The following is a 26064-nucleotide window of genomic DNA, read 5'->3' on the forward strand; positions in this document are numbered from 1 at the left end:
AACGTGGAACAAGAGAGAAAACTCATTGGCGAAGAAAGAAGAAACGCCATTTTAAAGTGGCTGAAAGAGACAGATACACCACTCACCGGAAGTTTTTTAGCCAAAAAAGCCGCTGTCTCACGACAAGTCATTGTACAAGATATTTCATTACTCAAAGCAAAAAACGAACCCATTATTGCCACAAGCCAAGGCTATGTGTATATGGCGCAGCATACACCGGAAACTGAAATTGAACAGATTATCGCTTGCAAGCACGATCCTCATCGTACAGAAGAGGAGCTCACACTGATTGTAGACTACGGTGTAACGGTGAAAGACGTGATGATTGAGCACCCTGTCTACGGGGAGCTAACGGCCTCTATTCGAGTGAGTACGCGCAAACAAGTGGCTGACTTCGTTCATCATATTTCTAATACAGGCGCCTCCTACTTATCAGAGCTGACAGACGGCGTACACTTACATACCCTTACTTCCTACAGCCAAAAGCAGCTTGACCAAGCCATTCAAGCGCTTGATGACGCTGGATTTCTCATTAAAGACTAAAAAAATAGTGTCCCCTGCAGGACACTATTTTTCATTCGTTAATTCATATGTTTGATAGCTGCCGAGTAGTTTCACTTCACAGCCAATCGCTTCTAATTCTTGAATGGCGCCAGGGACAAGTACATCATCCATCTCTTTTTCGATATCAATGATAAATAAATAGTGTCCAAGGCCTGTTTTTGTCGGACGCGATTCAATTTTGGACAAATTGAGATTCCGCCATGAAAAAGCCGATAACACGCGGTGCAATGCACCAGACTGATCATCCTTTGGCAGGCTGACAACAATGGTCGTTTTTGGCTTTGAAGAAAAACCAGAATTCATTGGGAACGATGCCTTCGCCTCTTTATGTAAAATAACAAAGCGTGTATGATTGTGCGGATAATCATGAATGTCTTTTTTCGCAATCGTCAATCCGTACGTTTTTGCGGCGATTTCATTCGCAATCGCACCAACAGCTTCATCTGGATGCTCACTGATGTATTTTGCTGCATAGCCTGTTGATTCCACTGGCCGATGCGGAATATCAGGGAACTGCCTCTTCAAAAATTGATGACACTGCGCAATGGCGTGCGGATGTGACTGAATCACATCTAATGTCTCCCAGCTCTCCGCTCTCGATGGATGGACAAGCAGGTGCTGACGAATCGGTGCTGTCATTTCGCCCACAATGGACAAAGCGTCCTCATGAATTAAATAATCAATCGTTAAGTTCACAGATCCTTCGAGTGCATTTTCAAGTGGAACGACCGCCAAATCTACTTCTCCCTTTGACACGGCATCCATACATTGCGGAATGGTTGCATAAGCCCGTTGCTCTGCTTCTTTTGGAAAACAAGAACAGACAGCCAAATGAGTAAATGTGGCCTCTGGTCCAAAGTAACCTACCGTTAATTGCTTCATCTGCTATGATCTCTCCTTTTACGCCCCAGAACCTAGAATTTCAACTTTTTCGACAAATTCAAGTTTTCTTAATTGATTCATGACTGTATTGATATCATCTGCCATGCCGGCCGTACTGATCGACAGGGTAACATTCGCTCTTCCTTGCAGCGGAATCGTTTGGTGAATGGATAACACATTACAGCCAGAGTCAGCCACAATTTGCAGCAGCCTAGACAGAGCCCCAGACCGATCCTCCAGGTGGAAAAACAATGTGATGATCTGCTCTTTGACCATCGTATAAAATGGAAAAACAGCATCTCGATATTTATAAAAAGCACTGCGGCTTAAATCCGCTTTTTGAACAGCATCGGCAACTGAATCCGCTTTTTTGCGATCGAGAAGCTTTTTGACTTCAAGCGTTTTTCGCATCGCATCCGGAAGTACATCCTCTCTTACTAAATAGAACGTTTCTTCTTTCACCTGTTTTCTCCCCTTTTAAAAACGGGAGAGCCCATGAACTGGACCCTCCTTTTGATCAATCGATAAATTCAAATTCAAATTCAAGCAGACGAATGATGTCTCCATCTTTTGCACCACGTTCACGCAGGGCATCATCAACGCCCATTCCGCGCAGCTGTCTAGAGAATCGTTTCACTGACTCATCTCTTGAGAAATCTGTCATCTTAAACAGTCGCTCAAGTGCTTTACCAGTTAAGACAAACGTACCATCAGGATCTCTTGAGATCTCAAATGCTGCTTCTCCTTCATCAAACTTGTACATCACACGGTTATCAGAGAGCTCTTCTTCATTGTAGAGAGGGAATTCCGGTGTTGTTTCAAGCTGATTGGCGATTTCAAATAAGAGCTCACGAAGCCCTTCTCTTGTGATCGCACTAATTGGGAACACTTTATAGTCATCTGTTAATTTTTCTTTAAATGCCGCTAGATTGTCAGCTGCATCCGGCATGTCCATTTTGTTCGCTACAATGATTTGCGGACGCTCTGTCAATCTCATATTGTATTGCTCAAGCTCTTCATTGATCGTCACGTAATCTTCGTATGGGTCACGCCCTTCAAGTCCAGACATATCAATGACATGGACAATGACACGTGTACGTTCAATGTGGCGTAAAAATTGATGACCTAAGCCAACACCTTCGTGCGCTCCTTCGATCAGTCCTGGCAGATCCGCCATGACAAAGCTTCGGTTATCGTCTGTTTCAACAACTCCGAGGTTTGGCACAAGCGTTGTAAAATGATAATCCGCAATTTTTGGTTTCGCAGAAGAGACAATCGAAAGCAGCGTTGACTTCCCGACACTTGGGAAACCAACAAGTCCAACATCTGCAAGTACTTTTAATTCTAAGATGACGTCACGTTCTTTACCTGGCTCACCGTTTTCAGACAGCTGTGGTGCAGGGTTTGCTGGTGTTGCAAAGCGTGAATTTCCACGTCCGCCACGTCCACCTTTGGCAATCACAGCCCGCTGTCCATGCTCAGTCAAGTCAGCTAGTACTTGTTCCGTCTCGGCATCTGTCACCACTGTACCCGGCGGAACTTTAACAATCATTTCTTCCGCATTTCGGCCATGCTGGTTTTTACTCATTCCATGCTCACCGCGGTCCGCCTTGAAATGACGCTTATAACGAAAGTCCATTAACGTTCTGAGTCCTTCGTCTACTTCAAATACTACATCTGCACCATTTCCGCCGTCGCCGCCTGCTGGCCCGCCTTTTGGCACATATTTTTCACGACGGAACGCCACCATACCGTTTCCGCCGTCACCGCCTTTAACATACACTTTAACCTGATCTACAAACATAACTTCCTCCGTTTCTCTGCATCACATATCTCGTTCTTGCCTCAAACAAAGCTCAATCATGGACTCGTGATTCGTCACATGAAATTGCGTTATACTCATACATGGATAGTTTGCGTCATGAAACGCATTTAACGCATCCAAACTTGTTAATTTTCCTTTGAAATCAAAATATAAGATCACATCATTCTCTTCATGATCCGTTTGGAAAGTGACCGTTAAATGATTTTCAGTTTTTTGGCAAACTGATTGATCGAATATCGAAAACAACTCCCGTGATACCGTTAGCAGCTGCGATTCATATGCTGATAAGTCTCGGGTTTCACCAAGCACTTCATATTCTAGGGTGATAAAATGCGACTCCCAATTAAAGGTTAGAAAGTAATAGGCCAATTGGGGAATTTTTAAATTTGAGAGTTTGGATTCATGCTGTGCTTCAATGACCATTTCTTCTATTATTTCGAACACTCGGTCATATTTTTCTAATGTCAAGTTGCCTTTGATTAACTGCAATTTATTCATCCAGTCGTGTCTTGAACGACTAAGCAAATGGATCAATTCATTCGTTAATGCAACGTGAGTTAATTTTTCGTTTTGTTTACTTGGTATCTCTTCCATTATCGCACTCCCAATCGTTTGGTCTCTCTTTTAGGAGTCTTATCATCAATATGTCTCCCTGAATTATAACAGAGAAGACAGCTTAGAAAAACACTAGTTATGTGAGGAAAGGTTGTTTTTTCTGATCGTATAGGAGAAAATGAGGCAAAGTCAGCAAACATTCTTTGATATTTATGGAGTGCATCTTCTTTTATCATCTTCGGTACTACTTGTAAAAAGCGCAAAAGCTCCCTGAATAGTGAAAAAAACTCCAGTCAATGACCGGAGTTTTTAGCAATTATTGTGCCGCAGGATATACGCTCACTTTTTTACGGTCACGACCGAAACGTTCGAATTTAACTGTTCCGTCGATTTTAGCGAAAAGAGTGTCGTCGCCTCCGCGTCCAACGTTTTCACCTGGATAGATTTTCGTTCCACGTTGACGATAAAGGATAGAACCACCAGTTACGAATTGACCATCAGCACGTTTAGCGCCTAAACGTTTAGACTCAGAGTCACGTCCGTTCTTTGTAGAACCTACCCCTTTTTTAGATGCGAAAAATTGAAGATCTAATCTAAGCATGAAGTTCACCTCCTATTTTTTTGTAGATATTCTCACATAATCGTGATAATCTCGTTCAATTGTTTCTAAGGAAACGACCATGCCTTCTAAAAGCAACTGGGCTTTTTCAAAGGTGACTGGATCTGTATCAGCTGGCAGTTCAAAAGAGAAATACCCGCCTTCATCTCCAATATCAAGCAGTGGATCCATTCCTGTCAGTGCAATAATTGAATTGACTGATCCGAAAACAACAGCAGATACACCTGCACAAACGAGATCCTGACCTTTTTCAGCAAACTCGGCATGTCCAGTCATCTGAAAAGACGTAATGCTTTCATCTGCTGGCGACCGAGTAATGGTTGCTTTGATCATATCACTCACACGCCTTAAGCGTTGATTTTTTCGATAACAACTTTAGTGTAAGGTTGACGATGACCTTGTTTTTTGTGGTTGTTTTTCTTCGGTTTGTACTTGAACACAGTAATTTTCTTACCGCGACCTTGTTTTTCAACTTTAGCCGTTACTGTTGCTCCAGCAACTGAAGGGTTACCCACTTTGACAGTGTCTCCGCCGACAAACAATACGTTTTCGAAAGTAACTGTTTCACCTGCTTCAGCAGCTAGTTTTTCAACATAAACAGTTTGACCTTCTTCAACTTTTACTTGTTTACCACCAGTTTCGATAATTGCGTACATCTCTGCACCTCCTAATAAACTCAGACTCGCCGAATACAGGGGGCCAATAGGCACTTTACACCTGCTCCGCGCGGTTGTAGCACGGGTGCTACATATCCATAACATTAAAAAATATATCAAATTAGACGCTGAATGTCAATGTATTTTCACCATTAGTACGGTAAAAGAAGATCTTCCATGGAAGAGGTGGTTCTTCGATCTGAAAAATAAGCATGGAGCAATTCATTTTCATCGAGCTGGCTCATTTTCACACCATTCCGTTCGATAATAATGGGATGCTTACAGCCCCTTTGGAATCGCGCCATCACTTCATATATTTTCTCCTCAGCACCCGCTCTCAGCGGAATGAGTTTCTCTACCTTTTGCTCTTTTTTACCGTAATAACGTTCTAGTAAAAAACGTACCCTGATATAATGCCGCTGCCGGTGCTCCATCACAAGCGAGTAGGCTAAAAAAGTGAGCAGGATCCAGCCGTTGAATTGCAGCGGAGCAAAACAGAGTAACCCTGCTGTCAAAAGACCGAAAAAAATGAGAGAGCCTTTTATTGCAAGGGCATGTGCCTGTTGGAAAGGGTAAAAAACAGATAAGAGCAAAAAGAATAATTTCCCGCCATCAAGTGGCCAAATGGGCAAAAGGTTCACTAAAAAAATCGCTACATTATAAAAAGTAAACATCGTAAAGACGTCATATGAGATAAGTGAGGCTTCCATGAGAAGCCAGGCGACGAGCTGGAGCGGGACATGCTGAAGCGGTCCGCATAAAATGACCGCCAGCTCTTCTTTTAGCGGACGGTTCCCATGCTCTTCTACTTCTACCGCCCCGCCAAATGGCAGTAAAAAAATCCGCCGAATCCGCCAGTGATAATAACAAGCAGCCGCTGCATGTCCAAGCTCATGGACACAGACGATGATGAGCAGACAAAGCAGCGGCTTAATTTGACCTGATAGCATGGCAAATGCCATGACTATCCAAAGGAGCGGGTGAACATGGACCTTTGTCAGCATGAGCAGCCATCTATTCAAAGGTCATCACCTGAATGGGATCAATAAACTGTTCATTTTGCTTAATGGCAAAGTAATATGTCCCCTTGCCTTGTTCATCAAGCGCAATTTGACCAATTTTTTCCCCTTTATCGACAAAATCGTATAAAGCCACATCAGCTTCTTTTAGTTGCCCGTACCAGCTGTAGCTGTTATCTGCATGCTGCACCACGACTGTGAGCCCCGTATCACTTTTCTTTTTCACTTCTACGACATAGCCTTCTTTCATACTATCGATGGCTTCAGCAGATGTTTCAACTTTCACTCCGGCACCATTTTGCGTAAAGGATTCCTGCACTTTTCCAGAGGCAGGGACAGCCAGCTCTTGATTGGCTTGTACGTCCTTTTGTCCTTCTTTTTTATCGGTTAAAAAGGCAAGTGGGTTTCCGACAGTCTTCTCAAACCACCGGTTGGCGGCGGCAAATTGAAAATCTTGTTCAAAGGTTTGACTGATCATCGGCTTCAGCTGCTGAAAAGGCCCCGCCTGCCCTTTAAATGAAATAGCGGCAATCAGTACAAGAGAGGCAGAAAGTAAACATTTAAGCACAAATGTATTTGAATGAAATAACGGATGGCGAAATTTTTTCGGCTGATGAGACGTTGACTCGTAGGAAGCCGAGCTAGAATGCTTTTCTTCTTCTGTTAACATGACCCATGGCGGAATATCATCTTTCTTCTTGAAAGCTGCCTTCTTAGGGGCAGCAGCTGGCTGCTTCATTTTGCGGCGCTGCGCTATTTTCTTTCGATACTCGTCCACTCTTTTCATAAGATCACCCTTTACATACAAACAGTTTGTACATTTTATGTGACGACCTCATATGATATGCAACAAAAAGACCGATTCTCATCGAATCGGTCTCATCTCACGTGAATCATTATGCTCTTACACCGAAAAATGCTTTCAGCTTTGCAAACATCCCTTTGTTTTCTTCTTCAAAGGATTGAAGAGGAACAGATTCACCTAGTACGCGGCGAGCAATATTGCGATACGCAATGGAAACTTTATTTTTAGCATCCATGACAATCGGTTCACCATTGTTTGAAGCCTTAATGACATCATCATCATCGGCTACAATGCCGAGAAGATCAATTGATAAATGATGGACAACTTCATCCACATCCATCGAATCGCCATTTTTCGCCATGTGTGTACGAATGCGGTTCACAATCAAACGAGGCGGTTCAATATCCTCTTGTTCCAGCAAGCCGATAATTCGGTCTGCATCTCTCACAGCTGAGATTTCAGGTGTCGTGACCACAATCGCTTTATCAGCACCTGATACTGCATTTTTAAAGCCTTGCTCAATTCCAGCAGGACAATCAATGACAACATAATCAAAGTCTTGTTTCAATGATTGAATTAATTCTTTGATCTGCTCCGGCTCTACCGCCGTTTTATCGCTTGTTTGAGCAGCAGGTAAAAGATACAACAGATCCTCGAACCGCTTATCCTTCACAAGCGCTTGGTGAATCTTGCATCTTCCTTCTACTACATCGACTAGATCATAAATAATGCGGTTTTCAAGCCCCATCACGACATCTAAATTCCGAAGGCCGATGTCGGTATCAACTAGACACACTTTTTTCCCTTGAATTGCTAGTGCTGTGCCTAAGTTTGCAGATGTTGTTGTTTTGCCAACGCCGCCTTTTCCTGAGGTAATCACAATAGCCTCGCCCAATTTCACATTCCTCCCTCAAGCCTTGTCAGATTAGGTCTTATATGAGCCAATTGCTGCAGGCGTTCAATGATCATATTGCCATCTATATCTAAATAAGCACATTCCATTTCATTTCCATCTTCTTTTTGATCCGGTGCACGGTTAAACACCTGTGCGATGCGAAGCTGGGTTGGAATCATATGAGATGCCGCAATCACAGCTTGCTTGTTTCCATTACATCCAGCATGCGCTACACCTTTTAACGCACCGAGCACAAAAATATTTCCCCCTGCACGAATGGTTCCACCAGGGTTGACATCTCCTATTAATAAAAGATCCCCTTCGACATAAAGCACCTGTCCAGAGCGTACAATTTTTGCTACAGAAGTAATCTCAGCCTCTGCTTTTAAACGTCTCGCTTCTTCAGTTGACATGACGTCACTTTCAATAGAGTGAATGACGAGATGTTCATTTTCAGACACCGCTTCAGTTAAACGCGCCTCTTGATCCTCTGTTAAATATCGAAAACCAAGTTTAATATGCACATTGACTTTATGTCCTTCTCTTCCATCTGTATATTGCTCAAGTAAAAGAACCTCTCGCAAGCCAGAAAGAAGGTCTTCAAACGAACAGTCATCATTTAACTGTAATGTTAATCCGTTTTTTGTACCTTTTATTGTCACATACTGCTGTTTTTGAGTTTTCAAGATGCTCACCTCAACAACATACTCATTTCGCCGTAATTGGACAAACTCCTGCTTTTATTCGTCGATCAGTCCTTGTTTCACATTGATGAAAAAGAGCCTAAGCGGCACAACAAGTATGAGAGACGCAGCAGTATTTAAAAGAATCGTTGGAATAAAGCGTTCGATGACATACGTATTAAAAGGCATAATACCTGGTTGAATCGTCGCTTGAACGCCGTACACATAAAACTCCATCACTGCAACAGCAATCATCGATAGAAAGACAACGACTAACATATTCGTTTGGAGAACTTTGAAGGCTTTTGCTAACAAATAGCAGAGCGCACCAAAGCCAAACATATGAACACCAAGAATACCTGTATACGAAATATCATATAAAAGTCCAAAGATAAATCCATAAATCACACCATATTTTTGATTCACAAAAGCTGTCATAAATACAAGTGCGAGTAAGATGAAATGAGGTGCTAAAATTTGATTATCTGAAACAAATGGGAGCTTCACTAAATCGACAAAAATACTGTCAAATACGAAAATAAACAACATGACGAAAGCAAGAAGGACACGTTTCACGAGCCTTCCTCCTTCGTTAATTGAGATGCATCTGCCGTACTTGTGCTGCGATTCACAACAATCACGCGGTCTAAATTATTGAGTTCAGCAGCTGGTTCTACATAAATAATTTTTGTCAGTCCGTAATGGTCCGGCTCAATTTCGCTTACCTTTCCAATCGTCAAGCCCTGCGGGAATACGCCCCCTGCTCCAGATGTTTCAACAAGATCTCCTTTTTTGACATCCCCATCAGCATCGGATTTTAAAATGTTCATTGTCAGCATTTTTTTCTTGCTGTCATAACCGTTAATAATTCCATTGAGTTCTTCTTTGCCCTTTTTCGCAAAAATTTTCGTTGAAATTCTATTATTTTGATCTGTAGAGCTTAGCAACCTTACAGTCGACGTAAAATTGTTGAGCTTATCACTTTCAATTTTCCCAATTAACGCACCACTCTCATTGGTGACCGCCATATCTTTTTCAACGCCTTGTTTTTTCCCTTTATCAATCATGACAAAACTATCCCAAAGGGACGGGTTTCTCGCAATGACTGTTGAAAGAATGGGCGTGTAGTCACGAATAGAGTTCACATATCCGAGCTGCTTGCGAAGCTTTTTGTTCTCATCTTCTAGTTCTTGAAGTTTCGCCTCATATTGGGTTTGTCCATCAAGTTTTTTTCGAAGACGCTCGTTTTCATCATATGTGTTCTTTAAATCTTGTACGTTCCCATAAATACCGGCAATAAATTGTGATGGTTTATGAAAGACACCTTGAAAAAAGCCTGTCGTATCCCCCACTAATTTTTCCGGCCATGAAGCACCTCTGCCGCTTTTCACTGAAAAACCAATCATGGCCACCAGTACGATGACACAGACAAGGAGCAACATTAATCTTTTATTCATAAAAAACTGCGGCATGTCTTACACCTCTTTATTTACGCCCAATTATCGATTATCTTTAGATTTTCCTTTGAACAAGTGAATATGTTCTAGTGCTTTCCCTGTTCCGATCGCCACACAGTCAAGCGGATCTTCAGCAATAATGACAGGCATTTTTGTTTCATCACTAATGACTTTGTCAAGATTACGCAGCAATGCACCACCGCCTGTTAAAACGATTCCACGGTCCATAATATCTGCTGCCAGCTCAGGTGGCGTTTTTTCAAGTGTCATTTTGACCGCATCGACAATTGTTTCCACCGTATCGCGAAGCGCTTTTGCAATTTCTTCTGCCGTAATAGAGATCGTTTTTGGCAGACCTGTTAAAAGGTCACGGCCGCGAATGTCCATCTCATCATGTACGTCAGGCTGCGCAGAACCGATTTCCATTTTAATCGCTTCTGACGTGCGATCACCAATCATAAGATTATACGTTTTACGAATGTAGCTGCTGATCGCATCATCCATCTCGTCTCCTGCAACACGGATCGATTGAGATGTCACAATACCGCCAAGTGAAATAATGGCTACTTCTGTTGTACCGCCGCCAATATCTACAACCATGCTTCCAGTTGGCTCCCATACAGGAAGGTTAGCACCGATTGCCGCAGCAAATGGCTCTTCAATAGGGTATGCGTCACGAGCACCAGCTTGTCTTGTTGCATCAATGACAGCACGCTCTTCTACTGCTGTAATACCAGATGGTACACACACCATCACGTACGGTTTACGAGCAAAAAGCCCTTTACCTTTTAATGCTTGATTAATGTAATATTTCATCATTGTTGCTGTCGTCTCGTAGTCTGCAATGACTCCGTCTTTCATTGGGCGCAGTGCCACAACATTACCAGGTGTACGACCGATCATGTTTCTAGCGTCATTTCCAACCGCCACTATAGACTTCGTATCAGTTTCCAAAGCTACGACCGAAGGTTCTCTCACAACAATGCCTTTTCCTTTAATAAAAACAAGCGTATTCGCTGTTCCAAGATCTATTCCAAGGTCTTTTGTACCAATTCCAAACATATGTATGTATCTTCCTTTCTTAAACCAAAATTCCCTTTAGGGAAAAACTCATAAACTCTATTATATCGTAAAACATTGAAAAAAAAAGTGTTACAAATACCCTTTTTCCTTCAAACTCACAAATTTTTGATCACCGATCACTAGATGATCAAGCAGCTGTATTCCAATCAGCTTCCCACATTCAAAAAGTCGCTGTGTGACTTCAATATCTTCCCTGCTGGGCGTCGGATCTCCAGATGGATGGTTGTGCACACATATAAATGAAGCGGCCGAACGTTTAAAGGCCTCTTTAAAAATTTCACGCGGGTGAACAATCGACGAATTTAGACTTCCGATAAACACAGTATGTTTATGAAGAACTTGATTTTTGGTATTGAGATAAAGACAAACGAAATTCTCCTGCGTCAAAAATCTCATATCTTCCATCACAAAATTCGCACCATCTTCCGGCGTGCGGATCACATAACGATTGTCCGTCGTTTGATGGTGTAATCTAGTGCCGAGTTCTAAAGCAGCTAAAAGAGAGATCGCCTTCGCTTTTCCAACTCCTCGAATCTTTGACAGTTCTTCAATCGAAGCTTCCTTCACAGAACGAAGACCACCAAATGTTTGCAAAAGTCTTGCGGACACTTGAAGAACTGATTCCTTTTTTGTGCCTGTTCTCAAAAGAATCGCGACAAGTTCATGGTTTGATAAGCTGCTTGGGCCATATTTGACAAATCGTTCGCGCGGCTTTTCATCATGTGGAAAATGCTTCAGCAGCATAGGGAAATGATTCAAGATCTACACTCCTTTTTTGATTCCTTCCCGTCATCAAAAAGGGGTGATACCAAATGTTTCAAGCACTCTGACTGTTTTAGCAATAGGGAGTCCTACAACGGAAAAATAATCACCGTCTATTTTTTGTACAAACAGGGCACCTTTTCCTTGAATGCCGTAGCTTCCAGCTTTATCAAGAGGCTCACCGGTTTCAATATAGCGGTCTATTTCATCTTGTGTAAGCGGCCAAAATGTCACGTCTGTCTGTTCATAAAATGTTTCTTTTCTATTCTCTGATTGAATCGTGACACCAGTCAAGACTTGATGTGTCTTACCTGACAATAATTGAAGCATTGAGGCTGCATCTTCCTTGTCTTTTGGCTTTCCAAGACATTTGCCATCAATTGCAACAATTGTATCTGCACCAATGATCACAGCTTTGGGATGTATTTTTTGAATATCATTTGCTTTTTGTTCTGCCAACCATTGGACGTTCTCAGCAGGAGAAAGGTTTCGATTTATTTCTTCTTTTAAATCACTTGCTTGAATGTCATAAGAAAACCCTGCTAAATCAAGCAATTCTTTTCTTCTAGGTGATTGAGATGCGAGTATTAACTGGTTCATGTTTGTTCATCCTTTCAGGGTTTAGCCTAAGAAGTAAGATACCCATTCATCCTATCAAATGAACATCTTACCGACAATTAACGAAAATGCCATTTTCATGTTCCTACATCATTATGTTGGAAGCAAAAGAAAAAAACTAGTCATTTTTTGACTAGTTTGGCTGTTAAAAACATGATTTTACGTATTTAGTTGATCCAATAGCGCTTGCTGAGATTTCCAGCCATTTTCAGCAGATGGGTCATTTAAAAGCTGTACAGCTTTCAGCAAACTGCTTTTAGCTGGTGCGTCGGTTGTTTTGGCATTTTCAAGCTCAGAAATCAACTGAGTGACTTCTTTTTGATCCACATCTTCTCCTGCAATCACCTTAGAGGATAAGACAGATGCCTTCTCTATTAAACCTGTCAGCTCATCCGGCACTTGAAATGAGAGCTCTTTTCCTCCCCATGCTTCAAAGTGCTGATCGATCAATTTTTTCCCAACGGCACTTGTCATACCTTGTTCTGTGGCAAGTCCGGCAATAACATAATAGCCATCATCCATTGATACCTTTTTACCTGCATATCCTGCCTCTTTTAAACTGTCAACTAAGTCATCTGCTCCTTTTTCAGAAGAAAACTTTCCAGCCTGCACCACAAAGGTTGAAAAATGACCTGCTGCACTTTTTTCACCTTCATTGTCCTTTGACGTATCTGCAAGATCAGCCGGTGGTGCATCTCCCCCAGCTTTCGCCGAAGGCCCGCTTCCAGATGCTGAGACGCTGATATGATCGCCTCCTGATGGATTGGCAGATCCATCTTTACTTAAACTTAGTGCAAATACACCGAGGCCTGTCCCTAGAACGACTGCAAACACAATCGTTGTCATCACTCGTTTGAAGGGACCGCGGTTTTTACTGAACTTCTGGTCAAAAGAACCTTTTTTCTTTTGATAAGGTGTGACGACCTTTGGATCCGAATGGTAAATGTGATCAGCTGCATCGTCCCATTGAAAATCTTCTTCTTTCGGTTTAGACGGTTCTTCCCCGGAAGCGGCTGTCTCCTGTTCCGACTGCCTCTTTTCCTCCCAGTTCGAAAACGTCACTTGATCCTCTTGCTGTTTTTGAGGCTGATGCTCTTCTCCATGCAGCATTTCTTCCTTGCCATTAATATTGACCTTTAACCCTTGTTTTTTTGCCTGCCTTTTTTTCACTGTCATTCCCCGCTTTCTGACATTGTTTGTAAGAAAGACCTTTCTGTCCAATGAAATAGCGCGAATGTAACCCGTCCTTCTTTCTGTTTCACACTTTAACATAGCCAATAAAAAAAAGAACAAGACTTTTGTCGGCAGGTTCAAAAAGTGTTCGCCAATTTTCTCATCCAAAAAAATCACCAATTGGGTTTAACAGATCACACAAAAAAAGATAAAACCAGAAAGAACAAGCGATGGCAGGAACAAAAGGAAAGGGTTCATTTGCCTTGTAAGAAAACACCTTTGCGTAAACCATTCCCGTGACAGACGAAAGAAAAAGAATGGTCAGAAACGGCTTAAATCCGAAGCAAAATGCAAGCACACCAAATAGTTTGACATCCGCTCCCCCCATACTATTTGGCTTGAAATGTTCTAAACTATAAAACAAAAGAAGACAAATAAGAAGAGATGCCGCTCCTTCCCACCAAATAAAAAGCGGTTCTAGCGTGCGGTATATGACGAAAAGAGGAAAAAAGAAGAGAAAGAGCTCGTTGGGTACTCTCATATAAAAAAGATCGCTCACGACAGCAATCACGAATAAACTACATAGACTCACAAGAAAAAGGCCCTCAAAAGAGAAACCAGCATGTCTATAAACGAGGAAAAAAAGGCCGCCTGTCAACAGCTCAACCATTGGATAAAGCAAAGAGAGCCGGGTTCCACAATGCTTACATGACCCTTTCAATACAATATAAGAAAAAAGCGGGAGCATGTCGTGAAAAGAAAGCGGCTCTTTACAAGCTCCGCAGTGTGAACGAGGAAAAAGAAGAGACCGTTTCATTGGAAGCCTCTCACCAACTAGATGAAAAAATGACCCCATGACCATCCCTGTGAAAAACATAAAAAAATCAATCAAATTGAGTGACTCCTTCCGGAAATAGAATAGACCGGATTGTACCATAGCGATTCACCTTTGATCACCTTGCGAAAAAGTGATTTCCCCCCTCTTCTACATATCAAAAGAAAAAAGACGCACATTGCATAGAAGCAATTTGCGTCTTTTCCTTACTGTAAAATACGACTTCGTACATCTGAGATAAAATAAAGGGAACCTGTCACCAGAATCATTGCTGAAGGGTCATCTCTTTTCTTCTGAATGAAGTCAAGCACTGCACGAGGGTCTTCATCAAACGATTTTGCTTCTAAATGACTGCAAGCATAAAGCTTTTCCGCTGATTCAGCTCTTGGAAAGTCAAAGGAAACAAAATGAATCGATGAACTAATCCTTTCAAGCTTTTCGATCATTTGTTTGTAAGGTTTATCTTTTAACGCACTAAAACATACATGAACCTGTTTACTAGAAAAATGAGCTTGTACAGTTTCGATTAAACGGTCCATTCCTTCTTCGTTATGAGCACCATCTAAATAAACAAGAGGCTGATCTTGGACCTTTTCAAATCTTCCAGCCCACACCGCCTGCCGAATTCCTTCATAAACTTGCTCATTTAGCACATGGATATATCCTTCTTGCTCCAGCCATTCAATGAGTAGAACAGCAAGGGAAGCATTTTGCCGTTGATGCGTTCCGATTAACCCTGTCTCTAGCTGCGAGTACTCCCTTTTTGGGGTAGTGAATGTGAAGCGTTCACCTGTTTCAGTCGGATGCTGGTCCTTAAAGGTACAAGTATCATGTAACGAGATAAACGGCGCATTCTTTTCTTCGGCTTTGTGTTGAATCACAGTAAGAGCTTCCGCTTGATGAACGGCCGTGATTATCGGAATCCCAGCTTTAATAATGCCAGCTTTTTCTGCTGCAATCTGATCAAGTGTGTCGCCTAAAATGGCCATATGATCGTGACCAATCGACGTAATTGCTGTTAAGATGGGCGCTGCCACATTTGTAGAATCAAGTCTTCCGCCAAGTCCTGTTTCCAAGAGGACAAAGTCTACTTGGTGCACATGGGCAAAATAAGCAAACGCACATGCTGTAATGATCTCAAACTCTGTTGCTGCACCAAGCTCTGTATCATCTAATTCATCAACTAAAGGCTTGATTTCGTTCACCAAACTCAGCCACTCTTCGTCCAAAATCGGCTCCCCATTAACACTAATTCGTTCATTGAACGTTAAAATAAATGGCGAGGTGAAGGTTCCAACTGAATAGCCCGCTGACTGTAAAATGGATCGCGTAAATGCAATCGTTGATCCTTTTCCATTTGTTCCAGCTACATGCACCGCTTTTATTTTTTGTTCAGGATGGTCTAGTCTGTCCATCAGCCATTTCATTCGTTCAAGTCCCGGTTTGACACCGAAAGCGAGTCTGCTATGAATCCATTCAATGGCTTCATGATAGGTTGTAAACAATGTCATCTCTCATTTCATACGAAATTTTCAAAAAAGACGACTCCAATTCATTAGGAGCCGTCTTTTCACTCTTATGCTTTCAGCTCTTCAATACGCTTTTGAACAGCTTCGCGTTTTGCGACATAATCACGTTCTTTCGCACGCTCTTCTTCTACGACACTTTCAGGTGCTTTTTTCATAAAGCCTTCATTGCCAAGCTTTTTCTGAACTCGTTCCACTTCTTTTATCAGTTTATCAAGCTCTTTTTGCAGACGGGCAATTTCTTCGTCTAAGTTGATTAAGCCTTCAAGCGGCAGAATGAGTTCTGCTCCAGAAATAACAGCCGTCATCGCTTTATCACTAGCTGGGACATCTGTGCCAATTTCAAGAACACTTGGGTTCGTGAAGCGCTCAATATATGAACGATTTTTCTCTAAACGTTCCTGAACATCAGACGTAGATGCTTTAATGTAAAGCTCAACTTGTTTGCTCATTGGTGTGTTGACTTCACTGCGAATGTTACGAACAGAACGAATCAGTTCAACAAGCAGTTTCATATCAGCAGAAGCTTGTTCGTTGGAAAGCTCCGGCTTCACTTCAGGCCATGCCGCTACAGTAATGGACTCACCTTCATGAGGTAAATGCTGCCAGATTTCTTCTGTTAAGAACGGCATAAACGGATGTAGAAGTCTCATCGTTTGATCTAATACATACGCAAGGATCGAACGAGTCGTTTTCTTCGCTGCTTCATCTTCTCCATAAAGCGGAAGTTTCGCCATTTCAATGTACCAATCACAGAAATCATCCCAAATGAAGTTGTATAAATGTCTACCCACTTCGCCGAATTCATACTTGTCAGCAAGCTGTGTGACACTTTCAATTGTTTCATTTAAGCGTGTTAAAATCCATTGATCAGCAACTGATTTTTCTCCTGTCAAATCAAGCTCATCGTACGTTAAACCATCCATATTCATGAGAGCAAAACGGGATGCGTTCCAAATTTTGTTTGCAAAATTCCAAGTGGATTCAACCTTTTCAAAGCTAAAACGTAAATCTTGACCTGGAGAGCTTCCAGTCGCTAAGAAATATCTCAATGAATCCGCTCCGTACTTGTCGATAACCTCCATTGGATCAATTCCGTTGCCAAGTGACTTACTCATTTTACGCCCTTGTTCATCGCGAATAAGACCGTGAATGAGGACATCTTTGAACGGTTTTTCTCCTGTGAATTCAAGACCTTGGAAGATCATACGGGATACCCAGAAGAAGATGATGTCATAGCCTGTTACAAGCAGATTGGTTGGGTAGTAGCGCTTGAAGTCTTCACTGTCTGCATCTGGCCAGCCCATTGTAGAGAAAGGCCAAAGCGCTGAACTAAACCATGTATCAAGTACATCGTTATCTTGCTCCCAGTTTTCAATATCTTCTGGCGCATCAAGTCCCACGTATACTTCCTTCGTTTCTTTATGATACCAAGCCGGGATGCGGTGTCCCCACCATAGTTGACGAGAAATACACCAGTCACGAATGTTTTCCATCCAGTGTAAATACGTCTTTTCGAATCGGTCTGGAACAAATTGAACTTGCTCATCACCTTTTTGCAGATTGATGGCTTCATCTGCGAGCGGCTGCATTTTCACAAACCATTGTGTTGATAAATATGGCTCCACTACAGCGCCACTGCGCTCACTGTGACCAACTGAATGCATGTGGTCCTCAATTTTGAACAAAATGCCTTCTTCTTGAAGATCTTTCACAAGCTGTTTACGACATTCGAAGCGGTCCATTCCTTTGTATTGAAGTGCGTTTCCATTCATTGTGCCATCTTCATTCATCACAAGAATGCGCTCTAGGTTATGACGGTTTCCAAGCTCGAAGTCATTCGGGTCATGAGCCGGCGTTATTTTTACAGCTCCTGATCCAAATTCCATATCGACATAGTCATCCCCAACGATTGGAATCTCTCGACCTGTAATTGGTAAAACAACTGTTTTCCCAATCAAATGCTGATAGCGTTCATCTTCAGGATGTACAGCGACTGCCGTATCTCCCAGCATCGTTTCAGGTCTTGTTGTCGCAATTTCAATCGAACCTGATCCATCTGCAAGCGGATATCTCAAGTGATAAAACGCACCTTGCACATCCTTGTAGATGACTTCAATATCAGAAAGGGCCGTTTTTGTTGCTGGGTCCCAGTTAATGATGTATTCTCCTCGATAGATCAATCCTTTTTCATACAATTGAACAAACACTTGGCGGACCGCTTTATTCAAGCCTTCATCTAATGTAAAACGCTCACGCGAATAGTCTAGACCTAGACCCATTTTCGCCCACTGGCTGCGAATAAAATCGGCATACTCTTCTTTCCACTTCCACGTTTCTTCTACAAATTTTTCACGTCCGAGATCATAGCGGCTCACACCTTCTTCGCGAAGCTTCGCCTCGACCTTTGCTTGTGTTGCAATACCCGCATGGTCCATTCCTGGTAGCCATAAAACATCATAGCCCTGCATCCGTTTCATACGAGTCACGATGTCTTGAAGAGTTGAATCCCAAGCATGCCCTAAGTGTAATTTTCCTGTCACGTTTGGTGGAGGAATGACGACTGTATATGGATCTTTCGTTTTGTCATTTTGTGCTTCGAAGAATTTCCCTTCAAGCCAGTACGTATAGCGGTCTTTTTCAATCGCATTTGGATCGTACTTTGTTGGCATTTCTTGATTATTTGTTCCCATTTGTGTTACCTCCACATTTTTTCGGCTGATGAAACATAAAAAAAGCCTTTTCATCCTTATAAAAGGACGAAAAAGCTTTTTCGCGGTACCACCTTTTTTCACGAAACACTTAGACGTGTCCCGTACTCTCTAAAGGATAACGGGGATCTCCCGAATTTCTCTACTACATGTTTCAAGAAATTAAGCTCACAGGCGACCTTCCAAACAAGTGCATCCTAGAAAACCTTTCAGCTATTGGTTTCCCTCTCTTTAGGGTCTTGCTCGTACTCTTCCTGATCCACGCTTACGATATATCACGTTCATCAGCTTATACTCATCTTTTATTAATATTACTAAATGCCTTTTGTTTTCGTCAATCATCTTTTCCGCTTTTCTTCTTCTTTATACAAATTGGGCAGGCACCCTTTGCCTCTTTGCCCATATGATAATAACAAAATAAAGAAGGAGGGCGTTTTATTTTGAAAAAGATCAATCCTTACACACTCCCCCCATGGCTTAGACAAATTCGGGCAGTTGCCTCCCAAGTCGTTCTCCCGATTGCCATATTTCAAGGCTTTCGCACGATCATTTTTCCCACAACATTTGACGTCCTCATCTTAGGAATTCTTATATTTCTCGCCTGTGCCTTTCACCTTGATTGGTTTTAAGAGAGCTGAAAGTTGCAGGCTCACTCTTATGTATAGGTCCCTCGTTAGACATTTCATAGCGCAACAGCAAACAACCTCGTCACTCTTCTGATGACGAGGCATTTTGTTCTTCTTCAAGGCGTCTAGCCTGCTCAATTTCGTGTATTTTCATGACGGTCGGCTCAGAATTTTTCATTTGCCAATACGCCCTTAACAGCTCCTGACAACTTTCCATCTCATCCTGTCCGCCTGCTTCATAGGCTTTCACCGTATCAAACAAACTCTGCGGATAAGCGAGGTAGCTCAAGAACAAATGAATCTCTTCCTCACGAAGTTTATTTCCCTTTTGATACGTATAAAACAAAGATGTGCATTCAGGACAAGGAGTAGGGTAGGTTTTGAATGTGCGATAGTAAAAGGTCAAAAGGTCATAAATAGGGGCAGCCTTTTTGGACCGCTCAAAATTGGTGAAATGTCCTGTACCTACATCATTGTACAAAAAGTGATGGATTGACAATTGCCCATGGTTTAACACAATACGTGTCGTCTCTTGGTCTTTCATTTCCTCATGCCAATCCTCTAAACGTTCAAGTGCAAATTCACTTGCAGACATCGCTTCTGAAAAATACATAGCAGCAGCCAGCTCAAATGGCGACATATACCATGTTTGTTCTGCCCGCTCGATAAATCGTTCATACATGTCTTTCTCTGTTTCCCATTTGCTTTTCATTTGGGTGTAGTGAGCCTCTATTTCCTGCTCAGTAATGTCCATCATGACTTCTGTTCGTTTATGAAGTCTTGCAATCTCTTGAAATAAATATTCATGTTTATCGTCCTGCTCTTCTCTCTTTTCATTTGTCAGCCATGGCATGAGATAATACGTGTACTGGCTTTCTCGATGATTAGAGAAAAAGGAACCGCTCTTCGTGCGATAAATCGGCACAAAGGAGCGATAGCCTTTTGATTCTAGTTCAAGCATTTGCTCTGTAAACTGCATGTGTCGATGGGGTTTTACTCGCTTTAGTGCAAATACGCCCTGCTTTGTATACACTCTAACGACAGCTGGACTGACAGGTTCGATATATTCAGCCTCAAGCCCGTATTCGTATAGGACAGATTGGATTTCATCCACGTTCTCTCACCACATTTTCTCGGTCCATCATCTCATACTATGCGTTGCTTTTTTGATATTCAGGAATATAAAGAATCTGCCCTTCTTCAAGCTCTGCATCCACCGACAATGAATTCGTTCGAAGGAGCTGCTGCACATTCAACTGATATCGCTCACAAATACGATCGACCGTATCTTCTTGCTGAACTATACATATTTTCATGCGAGAAAAATCTTCCTCCTCCTGCTTAGCGAACAGCTTCGTTAAATAAAGAGAATTCTCACTGCCAGACGCTTCTCTCTGGTCATGTTCAAACTCCTCAGCTTCTTGAGCTGATTCATACACCTTTGGTGCTTCACGTTCATATAATCGTTCGAACTGATAGCTGTCATCCCGCTCTTCCTGTGTCTGTTCCATCTGATAAGTAGGTGATTCAAAGGCTGGATAAGCTGGCGGCGCTTCTTCTTCCTCCTTGCTCTCTGCTTCAGGGTCTTTCCTCACTTCCACCTCAAAGAACGTATCATCCCGCTCCTCTTCTTCTAGCAGCTTAGGCGGGTCAAAGAATGGCGGCTCTTGTACTTGAGCTTCTGGGAAGGAACGATACCCAAGCGCCACGGCTTCTTCTTCCTCGTATTCCTCCTCTTCTTCTTCTGCTTCTTCCACCATCACCGTCTCGATGTCTATTTCATCCTCTTCTTGTTCAGTTCGCGCTTCATGTTGCAAAGCGGCCTGCTGTTCTGCATTTTCTTTATGCTCTTCACGTGGCAGCATTTCTTGCTCTTCATATTCAGGCTGCGCCTGATATTCATAAGTGACATCGCCATATTCCTCTTCAGCACGATGGACAAATTCATATGGCTCTTCTACAAGTGGTTCAGGCGTTCCTTCATCTAAAAGACCTTCAATGGCCAAATCAGCCTGAATCGTGAGCAAACGGCTTTCTGTCAGCTGGTAATCAAATGCATCAATAAACACAAATACATCATTTAAATGACTAATTTTGTTCTTGGGGATCGTGATATCCACCGGAAATTGATGCAGCAGCTCCGCCGTTCCGTCCTCTCTTACCTTCACCTCATCAGCCTGCCTGTATGATGCATAGGAACTGGATTCACCCATTAGCTCCTCTTGATTTATGTTGTATTCTCCTGTTAGCTCGAGTGAACCTCTAATGGAAACATAATCATTCACTTCTTGAACGAGAATGTCAGGATCGAGAGAAATTGACAGTAGCTCACTGACTTCCTGTCCGTTTTTGAAATAAATGGACTCTTCTACCGAAAACTGTAATCGATTGTTTTGAGACAAGTCGGTGTCCTCCTTTCATCTAATCCTTCAAAATAAAATTAGATGTCAATACAGGTGTATGAAGGAGGCAGTGAAAATATGATTGGTTTTATGCAAAGCAAAAAGCCGATATGTCTCCATATCGGCTCAGCGTGTAGACAAACCCTCGCATTCGGTGTCAGTCCTGTGCGCTGGTGCTCACGAATGTCAAATTCGCTCCGCTCCAGTACTCGTCCTTCCTAGACTGCAAAGGTTTTCTTTCACGCTGAAAAGAAGACAAAGGGCTAAAATAAAGTTCATTTTAACCCTTTGTCAACGATCTAAGCCGATATGTCTCCATATCGGCTTTTGGTTACTGAGCTAATTTTTGAAATACCTTTTCAACTGTCTCAATTGTATACTCGATGTCTTCATCCGTATGAGCAGTTGAGAGGAACAGCCCTTCGAATTGTGAAGGTGGAAGGAAGATGCCGTGATCAGCCATTTCCTTGTAGAATTCAGCGAATAAAGCGAGGTCAGCTGTTTTCGCTGTATCGTAATTGACGACTTGTTCGTTTGTAAAGAAGAATCCGATCATGGAACCGGCACGGTTAAATGTTAATGGAATCCCATGTGCTTTCGCCGCTTTTGAAATGCCTTCTTCCAAACGATCTCCTTTGCGTCTAAACTCTTCATAAGACTCAGGTGTCAGCTGTTTTAATGTTTCAAGACCTGCTGTCATCGCAAGCGGGTTACCGGATAACGTTCCTGCTTGATAAATCGGGCCGCTTGGCGCAATTTGTCTCATAATGTCCGCTCTACCGCCATAAGCACCAACTGGCAAGCCGCCTCCGATGACTTTACCAAGACATGTCAGATCAGGCGTAATGCCAAAATAGCCTTGTGCACAATGATAATCCACACGGAAGCCTGTCATGACCTCATCAAAAATGAGTAAAGAGCCATATTGCTCAGTGATGTCTCTCAATCCTTGCAAGAAACCTTCTTGCGGAGGGACAACCCCCATATTTCCTGCAACTGGTTCTACAATGACACCTGCAATGTCGTCTCCAAATTCTTGAAAAGCAACTTTGATGCTTTCTAAATCATTGTATGGAACGGTGATCGTATTGCTTGCTGTACCTTCAGGGACACCAGGGCTATCCGGAAGCCCAAGCGTCGCCACACCCGAACCAGCTTTAATGAGCAAAGAATCACCGTGGCCATGATAACAGCCTTCAAATTTCACAATTTTGTTTCTGCCGGTAAAACCACGTGCTAGACGAAGCGCACTCATCGTCGCCTCTGTTCCAGAGCTGACCATACGAATGACCTCAATAGAAGGAACTCGTTCTGATACAAGCTTAGCTAATTCATTTTCAACTAAAGTAGAAGCACCGAAGCTTGTACCATGTTCAGCTACTCGCTGAATGCTTTCAACCACACGGTCATTCGTATGCCCTAAAATAAGCGGTCCCCACGATAAGACATAATCAATATATTCATTTCCGTCAATATCGTATATTTTTGCGCCTTTGCCTCGTTCCATAAAAATCGGGTCTGTATTGACTGATTTAAATGCGCGCACAGGGCTGTTCACACCACCCGGCATTAACTGCTGCGCTTCTTTAAATGCTTGCTTTGACTTTTCATAGCTACGTCCCATTTCAATGTCCTCCTGTCTATCCGTTCTTTATTCTGAGAGCCATTTCGCTGCATCTTTTGCATGATACGTAATGATTAATTCTGCGCCCGCACGTTTCATGCTAGTCAGCATTTCAAGAACAAGCTCTTTTTCAGAAATCCAGCCATTTTGAGCTGCTGCTTTCACCATTGCATACTCTCCGCTCACATTGTACGCAACAACAGGAAGTGTAAATTCATTTTTCACATCACGCATGATATCTAAGTATGAAAGTGACGGCTTCACGATCAGGAAGTCAGCGCCTTCTTCTACATCAGACTGCGCTTCTCTCAGTGCTTCTAAGCGGTTTGCAGGGTCCATTTGATACGTTTTACGATCTCCAAACTGCGGTGTGCTATGCGCCGCATCACGAAACGGACCGTAAAAAGCACTTGCATATTTCACAGCATATGACATCACAGGCACATGAACAAAGCCGGCCTCATCAAGCGACTCACGAATTGCGATAACAAAGCCATCCATCATGTTTGATGGAGCAATGATATCTGCACCTGCACGAGCCTGACTGACAGCGGTTTTCGCTAAGAGCTGAAGAGATTCATCATTTAAAATTTCTCCATCTTCAACGATTCCGCAATGTCCGTGATCTGTATATTGACATAAGCAAGTATCAGCAATGACCACAAGCTCAGGGAAATGCTTTTTGATTTCAAGCGTTGCTCTTTGAACAATCCCATGATCGTGATAAGCTTCACTGCCTACATGGTCTTTATGGTCTGGCACCCCAAAAACAATGATAGATTTAATCCCAAGGTCAACAAGCTCTTGGACTTCTTCTTTCACAAGATCAACTGAAATGTGATAGACACCCGGCATTGAAGGGACTTCTTTTCGGACATTCTCTCCCTCTACAAAAAAGATGGGATAAATGAAATCAGAGGGTCTTAAAAATGTTTCTCTCACCAATTCTCTCATTCCTGCGCTTGTACGCAATCTGCGGTGTCTGTTAAATTTCATCATTGGTTCAACTTCCTTTCAGATAAACGGCACATCAAATCAAGCATCCCGTCTATCGTATAAGTATCTGGGGTTTCAGAAGAAATCCCGTATTGAAGCAGTGCCTCTTGTGTAAGAGGACCGATGCTCACAAAACATGTGTCTGATGCAGCTAATCTATCGATATCAGCCTCCATGGCGTGCATAAAAGAATGAACAGTGGAGGAGCTTGTAAATGTAATAAAATCAAATGATTGCTCCATCATTGCCGACTTGAGTGCGATAATTCCGTCCTCATCCTTCACTGTTTCATATATAATCCACTCTTTTACGTCAATGCCAAGCGGAACGAGGGTATTCTTCACCACATCTCGTGACAGGTGGCCTTTTGCTACAAAGACACATTCTTCTGGGTGTACATGTTCAATTAAAGCATCTGCCAGTTCTTCTGCTATAAATCGCTCTGGAACCACATCCACTTTTAAGCCGTGCTGCATTAGATAGGCAGATGTTTTTTCACCTACAGCCGCCACTTTCAAGTGGGATAAGCTTTGATGTAATTGATGCTTCTCTATATAACTAAGAAAAAAAGACGCACCATTTACACTTGTAAACACAAGCCAATGGCTTGCTTCTAAATCTTCTAAAAATGCCTTCGCTTTTTCTTTTGTCAGCGTTGGCTCAAACCTGATAAGAGAGGTTAAAACAGCATGGCCGTTCAGCGCTTCAATTTTCTGCTGAAACGCACCCGCTTGACGTTCATTTCGAGTGACAAGCACCGTCTGTCCGTAAAGCGATTTGGCTATCGTCATTGGGAAGACAGATCCTTTTTCACCTTGTCGATCAAATCCTTTGCTCCCTTATCAGCCATCTGCTTCGCACATGCTGTTCCAATTGCCTCAGGGTCAGTACCTGTTACGGTTTCTCGAATAATCGTATGCCCATCCGCAGATGCCACAAGACCTGTCAATTCAATTTCATCACGCTCATTCATCGTTGCGTAACCAGCGATCGGCACTTGACAGCTTCCATCCATTTGTTGAAGGAAGGCTCTTTCAGCAAGGACCGTTTTCTTTGTATACTCATTTGTGAATTGAGCTAACAGCTGCAAGAGCTCTTCGTCATCTCCCCGGCATTCTATCGACAATGCGCCCTGCCCTACAGCAGGAAGGCAAGTATCAGGAGATAAAAATTCCGACACGACTTCTTGACTCCAGCCCATTCTAGACAATCCGGCAGCCGCTAGAATAATCGCATCATATTCTTCATTTTTCAGTTTTTCAAGTCTCGTATCAATGTTTCCACGGATCCATTTAATCTCAAGATCTGGTCTCTCCTGAAGAAGCTGGGCACTGCGCCGTAAGCTGCTCGTTCCCACAACCGCTCCCTTTGGCAGTTCATGAAGACGGAGATGATCCTTTGAAATCAATGCATCCCGCACATCTTCACGCTCAGGAATACAGCCGATGACTAAACCTTCCGGAAGAGAGGCCGGCATATCTTTCATGCTGTGTACCGCCATGTCAATGTCATGGTTCAGCATTGCCTGTTCAATCTCTTTAACAAACAGACCTTTTCCGCCAACCTTTGATAAGGTCACATCTAAAATTTGATCACCCTTTGTCACAATCTCTTTAATTTCAAAAGAATAAGAAGGGTTTAGTTCAGACAACTTTTGAATGACCCATTTTGTTTGTGTAATCGCAAGTTTGCTTCGTCTAGAACCTACTTTAATTGTACGCATTACGTCTTCCTCCCGACAATGCCCT

The 26064-nt window shown here is 42.6% G+C and carries 28 protein-coding genes and 2 other annotated features; of the genes, 2 read left to right on the forward strand and 26 right to left on the reverse strand.

Annotated elements, in window-relative coordinates:
- The first annotated feature begins 3 nt into the window (after positions 1-3).
- Positions 4-543, forward strand: a complete 540-nt coding sequence (locus MHI58_RS13200) for a transcription repressor NadR (protein WP_024718395.1) — start codon at positions 4-6, stop codon at positions 541-543.
- A 24-nt stretch (positions 544-567) separates the two neighbouring features.
- On the opposite strand, the gene pheA is transcribed toward MHI58_RS13200, so the two are convergent.
- The 20 genes from pheA to MHI58_RS13300 form a co-directional block, all read right to left on the reverse strand.
- The gene (gene pheA, locus MHI58_RS13205; RefSeq protein ID WP_039167032.1) at positions 568-1446 is read right to left on the reverse strand and encodes a prephenate dehydratase; all 879 of its coding nucleotides are present in this window, start codon (positions 1444-1446) and stop codon (positions 568-570) included.
- Positions 1447-1464: 18 nt separating this feature from the next.
- The gene (locus MHI58_RS13210) at positions 1465-1908 is read right to left on the reverse strand and encodes an ACT domain-containing protein (RefSeq protein ID WP_008342790.1); all 444 of its coding nucleotides are present in this window, start codon (positions 1906-1908) and stop codon (positions 1465-1467) included.
- Positions 1909-1963: 55 nt separating this feature from the next.
- On the reverse strand, positions 1964-3250 hold the full coding sequence (gene obgE / locus MHI58_RS13215) for a GTPase ObgE (RefSeq protein WP_007501521.1): 1287 nt from the start codon (positions 3248-3250) through the stop codon (positions 1964-1966).
- A 21-nt stretch (positions 3251-3271) separates the two neighbouring features.
- On the reverse strand, positions 3272-3865 hold the full coding sequence (locus MHI58_RS13220) for a sporulation initiation phosphotransferase B (RefSeq protein WP_007501522.1): 594 nt from the start codon (positions 3863-3865) through the stop codon (positions 3272-3274).
- A 277-nt stretch (positions 3866-4142) separates the two neighbouring features.
- A complete protein-coding gene (gene rpmA / locus MHI58_RS13225; RefSeq protein WP_003216586.1) occupies positions 4143-4427 on the reverse strand; it encodes a 50S ribosomal protein L27 in 285 nt (94 codons plus the stop codon).
- A gap of 12 nt (positions 4428-4439) precedes the next feature.
- Positions 4440-4778: a ribosomal-processing cysteine protease Prp gene (locus MHI58_RS13230; protein ID WP_007501524.1), complete on the reverse strand. Its 339-nt coding sequence runs from the start codon at positions 4776-4778 to the stop codon at positions 4440-4442.
- Positions 4779-4792: 14 nt separating this feature from the next.
- Positions 4793-5101 (reverse strand): 50S ribosomal protein L21, encoded by a 309-nt coding sequence (rplU, locus tag MHI58_RS13235; protein ID WP_003216781.1) that lies wholly within the window; start codon positions 5099-5101, stop codon positions 4793-4795.
- 12 nt (positions 5102-5113) lie between these two features.
- Positions 5114-5187 (reverse strand) — a sequence feature (ribosomal protein L21 leader region).
- A gap of 66 nt (positions 5188-5253) precedes the next feature.
- Positions 5254-6123 carry a M50 family metallopeptidase gene (locus tag MHI58_RS13240; protein WP_041506793.1) on the reverse strand — a complete coding sequence of 290 codons (870 nt, stop codon included), beginning with the start codon at positions 6121-6123 and terminating at the stop codon, positions 5254-5256.
- Positions 6116-6907: a M23 family metallopeptidase gene (locus MHI58_RS13245; RefSeq protein WP_045034117.1), complete on the reverse strand. Its 792-nt coding sequence runs from the start codon at positions 6905-6907 to the stop codon at positions 6116-6118. Before MHI58_RS13245 ends, MHI58_RS13240 begins: the two co-directional genes overlap by 8 nt.
- A gap of 109 nt (positions 6908-7016) precedes the next feature.
- Entirely contained in the window at positions 7017-7820 is an 804-nt protein-coding gene (minD, locus tag MHI58_RS13250) for a septum site-determining protein MinD (protein ID WP_017358134.1), read from the reverse strand.
- 2 nt (positions 7821-7822) lie between these two features.
- Complete coding sequence (minC, locus tag MHI58_RS13255; protein ID WP_007501533.1) at positions 7823-8506, reverse strand: septum site-determining protein MinC; 684 nt, start codon at positions 8504-8506, stop codon at positions 7823-7825.
- A gap of 54 nt (positions 8507-8560) precedes the next feature.
- Positions 8561-9079: a rod shape-determining protein MreD gene (mreD, locus tag MHI58_RS13260; protein WP_008342803.1), complete on the reverse strand. Its 519-nt coding sequence runs from the start codon at positions 9077-9079 to the stop codon at positions 8561-8563.
- A complete protein-coding gene (gene mreC / locus MHI58_RS13265; protein ID WP_007501536.1) occupies positions 9076-9975 on the reverse strand; it encodes a rod shape-determining protein MreC in 900 nt (299 codons plus the stop codon). The genes mreD and mreC overlap by 4 nt, the downstream gene beginning before the upstream one ends.
- Positions 9976-10002: 27 nt before the next feature.
- Positions 10003-11022, reverse strand: a complete 1020-nt coding sequence (locus tag MHI58_RS13270; RefSeq protein ID WP_007501538.1) for a rod shape-determining protein — start codon at positions 11020-11022, stop codon at positions 10003-10005.
- A gap of 90 nt (positions 11023-11112) precedes the next feature.
- Positions 11113-11787, reverse strand: a complete 675-nt coding sequence (radC, locus tag MHI58_RS13275) for a DNA repair protein RadC (protein WP_026050121.1) — start codon at positions 11785-11787, stop codon at positions 11113-11115.
- Positions 11788-11835: 48 nt separating this feature from the next.
- Positions 11836-12405 carry a nucleoside triphosphate pyrophosphatase gene (locus MHI58_RS13280; RefSeq protein ID WP_007501543.1) on the reverse strand — a complete coding sequence of 190 codons (570 nt, stop codon included), beginning with the start codon at positions 12403-12405 and terminating at the stop codon, positions 11836-11838.
- Between the two features lie 177 nt (positions 12406-12582).
- The gene (locus tag MHI58_RS13285) at positions 12583-13776 is read right to left on the reverse strand and encodes an SPOR domain-containing protein (protein ID WP_045034118.1); all 1194 of its coding nucleotides are present in this window, start codon (positions 13774-13776) and stop codon (positions 12583-12585) included.
- Positions 13757-14488, reverse strand: coding sequence for an A24 family peptidase (locus MHI58_RS13290; protein WP_045034119.1), 732 nt, complete (start codon positions 14486-14488; stop codon positions 13757-13759). The genes MHI58_RS13285 and MHI58_RS13290 overlap by 20 nt, the downstream gene beginning before the upstream one ends.
- 149 nt (positions 14489-14637) lie before the next feature.
- Complete coding sequence (locus MHI58_RS13295) at positions 14638-15942, reverse strand: folylpolyglutamate synthase/dihydrofolate synthase family protein (RefSeq protein WP_045034120.1); 1305 nt, start codon at positions 15940-15942, stop codon at positions 14638-14640.
- A 65-nt stretch (positions 15943-16007) separates the two neighbouring features.
- On the reverse strand, positions 16008-18650 hold the full coding sequence (locus MHI58_RS13300; RefSeq protein WP_045034121.1) for a valine--tRNA ligase: 2643 nt from the start codon (positions 18648-18650) through the stop codon (positions 16008-16010).
- Between the two features lie 59 nt (positions 18651-18709).
- Positions 18710-18939, reverse strand: a binding site (T-box leader).
- Between the two features lie 166 nt (positions 18940-19105).
- On the opposite strand from MHI58_RS13300, the gene MHI58_RS13305 reads away from it, so the two are divergent.
- Complete coding sequence (locus MHI58_RS13305; protein WP_024718406.1) at positions 19106-19297, forward strand: hypothetical protein; 192 nt, start codon at positions 19106-19108, stop codon at positions 19295-19297.
- 79 nt (positions 19298-19376) lie between these two features.
- Here MHI58_RS13305 and ysxE read toward each other — a convergent pair whose 3' ends face one another.
- From ysxE to hemC, 6 genes are all read right to left on the reverse strand, one after another.
- Complete coding sequence (ysxE, locus tag MHI58_RS13310; RefSeq protein ID WP_035391224.1) at positions 19377-20408, reverse strand: spore coat protein YsxE; 1032 nt, start codon at positions 20406-20408, stop codon at positions 19377-19379.
- A gap of 37 nt (positions 20409-20445) precedes the next feature.
- Positions 20446-21696, reverse strand: coding sequence for a LysM peptidoglycan-binding domain-containing protein (locus MHI58_RS13315; protein ID WP_045034122.1), 1251 nt, complete (start codon positions 21694-21696; stop codon positions 20446-20448).
- 331 nt (positions 21697-22027) lie between these two features.
- Positions 22028-23320, reverse strand: a complete 1293-nt coding sequence (gene hemL, locus MHI58_RS13320) for a glutamate-1-semialdehyde 2,1-aminomutase (protein ID WP_039167003.1) — start codon at positions 23318-23320, stop codon at positions 22028-22030.
- A gap of 27 nt (positions 23321-23347) precedes the next feature.
- Positions 23348-24319 (reverse strand): porphobilinogen synthase, encoded by a 972-nt coding sequence (hemB, locus tag MHI58_RS13325; protein ID WP_041506784.1) that lies wholly within the window; start codon positions 24317-24319, stop codon positions 23348-23350.
- A complete protein-coding gene (locus MHI58_RS13330; RefSeq protein ID WP_008342826.1) occupies positions 24316-25107 on the reverse strand; it encodes a uroporphyrinogen-III synthase in 792 nt (263 codons plus the stop codon). Before MHI58_RS13330 ends, hemB begins: the two co-directional genes overlap by 4 nt.
- On the reverse strand, positions 25104-26039 hold the full coding sequence (gene hemC / locus MHI58_RS13335) for a hydroxymethylbilane synthase (RefSeq protein ID WP_024718409.1): 936 nt from the start codon (positions 26037-26039) through the stop codon (positions 25104-25106). Before hemC ends, MHI58_RS13330 begins: the two co-directional genes overlap by 4 nt.
- Positions 26040-26064 lie beyond the last annotated feature (25 nt).

This window comes from Bacillus sp. FSL K6-2869 (assembly GCF_040869405.1).
GTDB lineage: Bacteria > Bacillota > Bacilli > Bacillales > Bacillaceae > Bacillus > Bacillus altitudinis.

What these genes read in the sequence shown, in the direction of transcription:
- hemC (WP_024718409.1), bottom strand. Translation starts at nt 26,039, where the DNA reads ATGCGTACAATTAAAGTAGGTTCTAGACGAAGCAAACTTGCGATTACA.
- MHI58_RS13330 (WP_008342826.1), bottom strand. Translation starts at nt 25,107, where the DNA reads ATGACGATAGCCAAATCGCTTTACGGACAGACGGTGCTTGTCACTCGA.
- MHI58_RS13280 (WP_007501543.1), bottom strand. Translation starts at nt 12,405, where the DNA reads ATGAACCAGTTAATACTCGCATCTCAATCACCTAGAAGAAAAGAATTG.
- MHI58_RS13220 (WP_007501522.1), bottom strand. Translation starts at nt 3,865, where the DNA reads ATGGAAGAGATACCAAGTAAACAAAACGAAAAATTAACTCACGTTGCA.
- radC (WP_026050121.1), bottom strand. Translation starts at nt 11,787, where the DNA reads ATGCTGCTGAAGCATTTTCCACATGATGAAAAGCCGCGCGAACGATTT.
- rpmA (WP_003216586.1), bottom strand. Translation starts at nt 4,427, where the DNA reads ATGCTTAGATTAGATCTTCAATTTTTCGCATCTAAAAAAGGGGTAGGT.
- rplU (WP_003216781.1), bottom strand. Translation starts at nt 5,101, where the DNA reads ATGTACGCAATTATCGAAACTGGTGGTAAACAAGTAAAAGTTGAAGAA.
- MHI58_RS13270 (WP_007501538.1), bottom strand. Translation starts at nt 11,022, where the DNA reads ATGTTTGGAATTGGTACAAAAGACCTTGGAATAGATCTTGGAACAGCG.
- pheA (WP_039167032.1), bottom strand. Translation starts at nt 1,446, where the DNA reads ATGAAGCAATTAACGGTAGGTTACTTTGGACCAGAGGCCACATTTACT.
- hemL (WP_039167003.1), bottom strand. Translation starts at nt 23,320, where the DNA reads ATGGGACGTAGCTATGAAAAGTCAAAGCAAGCATTTAAAGAAGCGCAG.
- MHI58_RS13300 (WP_045034121.1), bottom strand. Translation starts at nt 18,650, where the DNA reads ATGGGAACAAATAATCAAGAAATGCCAACAAAGTACGATCCAAATGCG.
- hemB (WP_041506784.1), bottom strand. Translation starts at nt 24,319, where the DNA reads ATGATGAAATTTAACAGACACCGCAGATTGCGTACAAGCGCAGGAATG.
- MHI58_RS13295 (WP_045034120.1), bottom strand. Translation starts at nt 15,942, where the DNA reads ATGACATTGTTTACAACCTATCATGAAGCCATTGAATGGATTCATAGC.
- obgE (WP_007501521.1), bottom strand. Translation starts at nt 3,250, where the DNA reads ATGTTTGTAGATCAGGTTAAAGTGTATGTTAAAGGCGGTGACGGCGGA.
- MHI58_RS13245 (WP_045034117.1), bottom strand. Translation starts at nt 6,907, where the DNA reads ATGAAAAGAGTGGACGAGTATCGAAAGAAAATAGCGCAGCGCCGCAAA.
- MHI58_RS13230 (WP_007501524.1), bottom strand. Translation starts at nt 4,778, where the DNA reads ATGATCAAAGCAACCATTACTCGGTCGCCAGCAGATGAAAGCATTACG.
- mreC (WP_007501536.1), bottom strand. Translation starts at nt 9,975, where the DNA reads ATGCCGCAGTTTTTTATGAATAAAAGATTAATGTTGCTCCTTGTCTGT.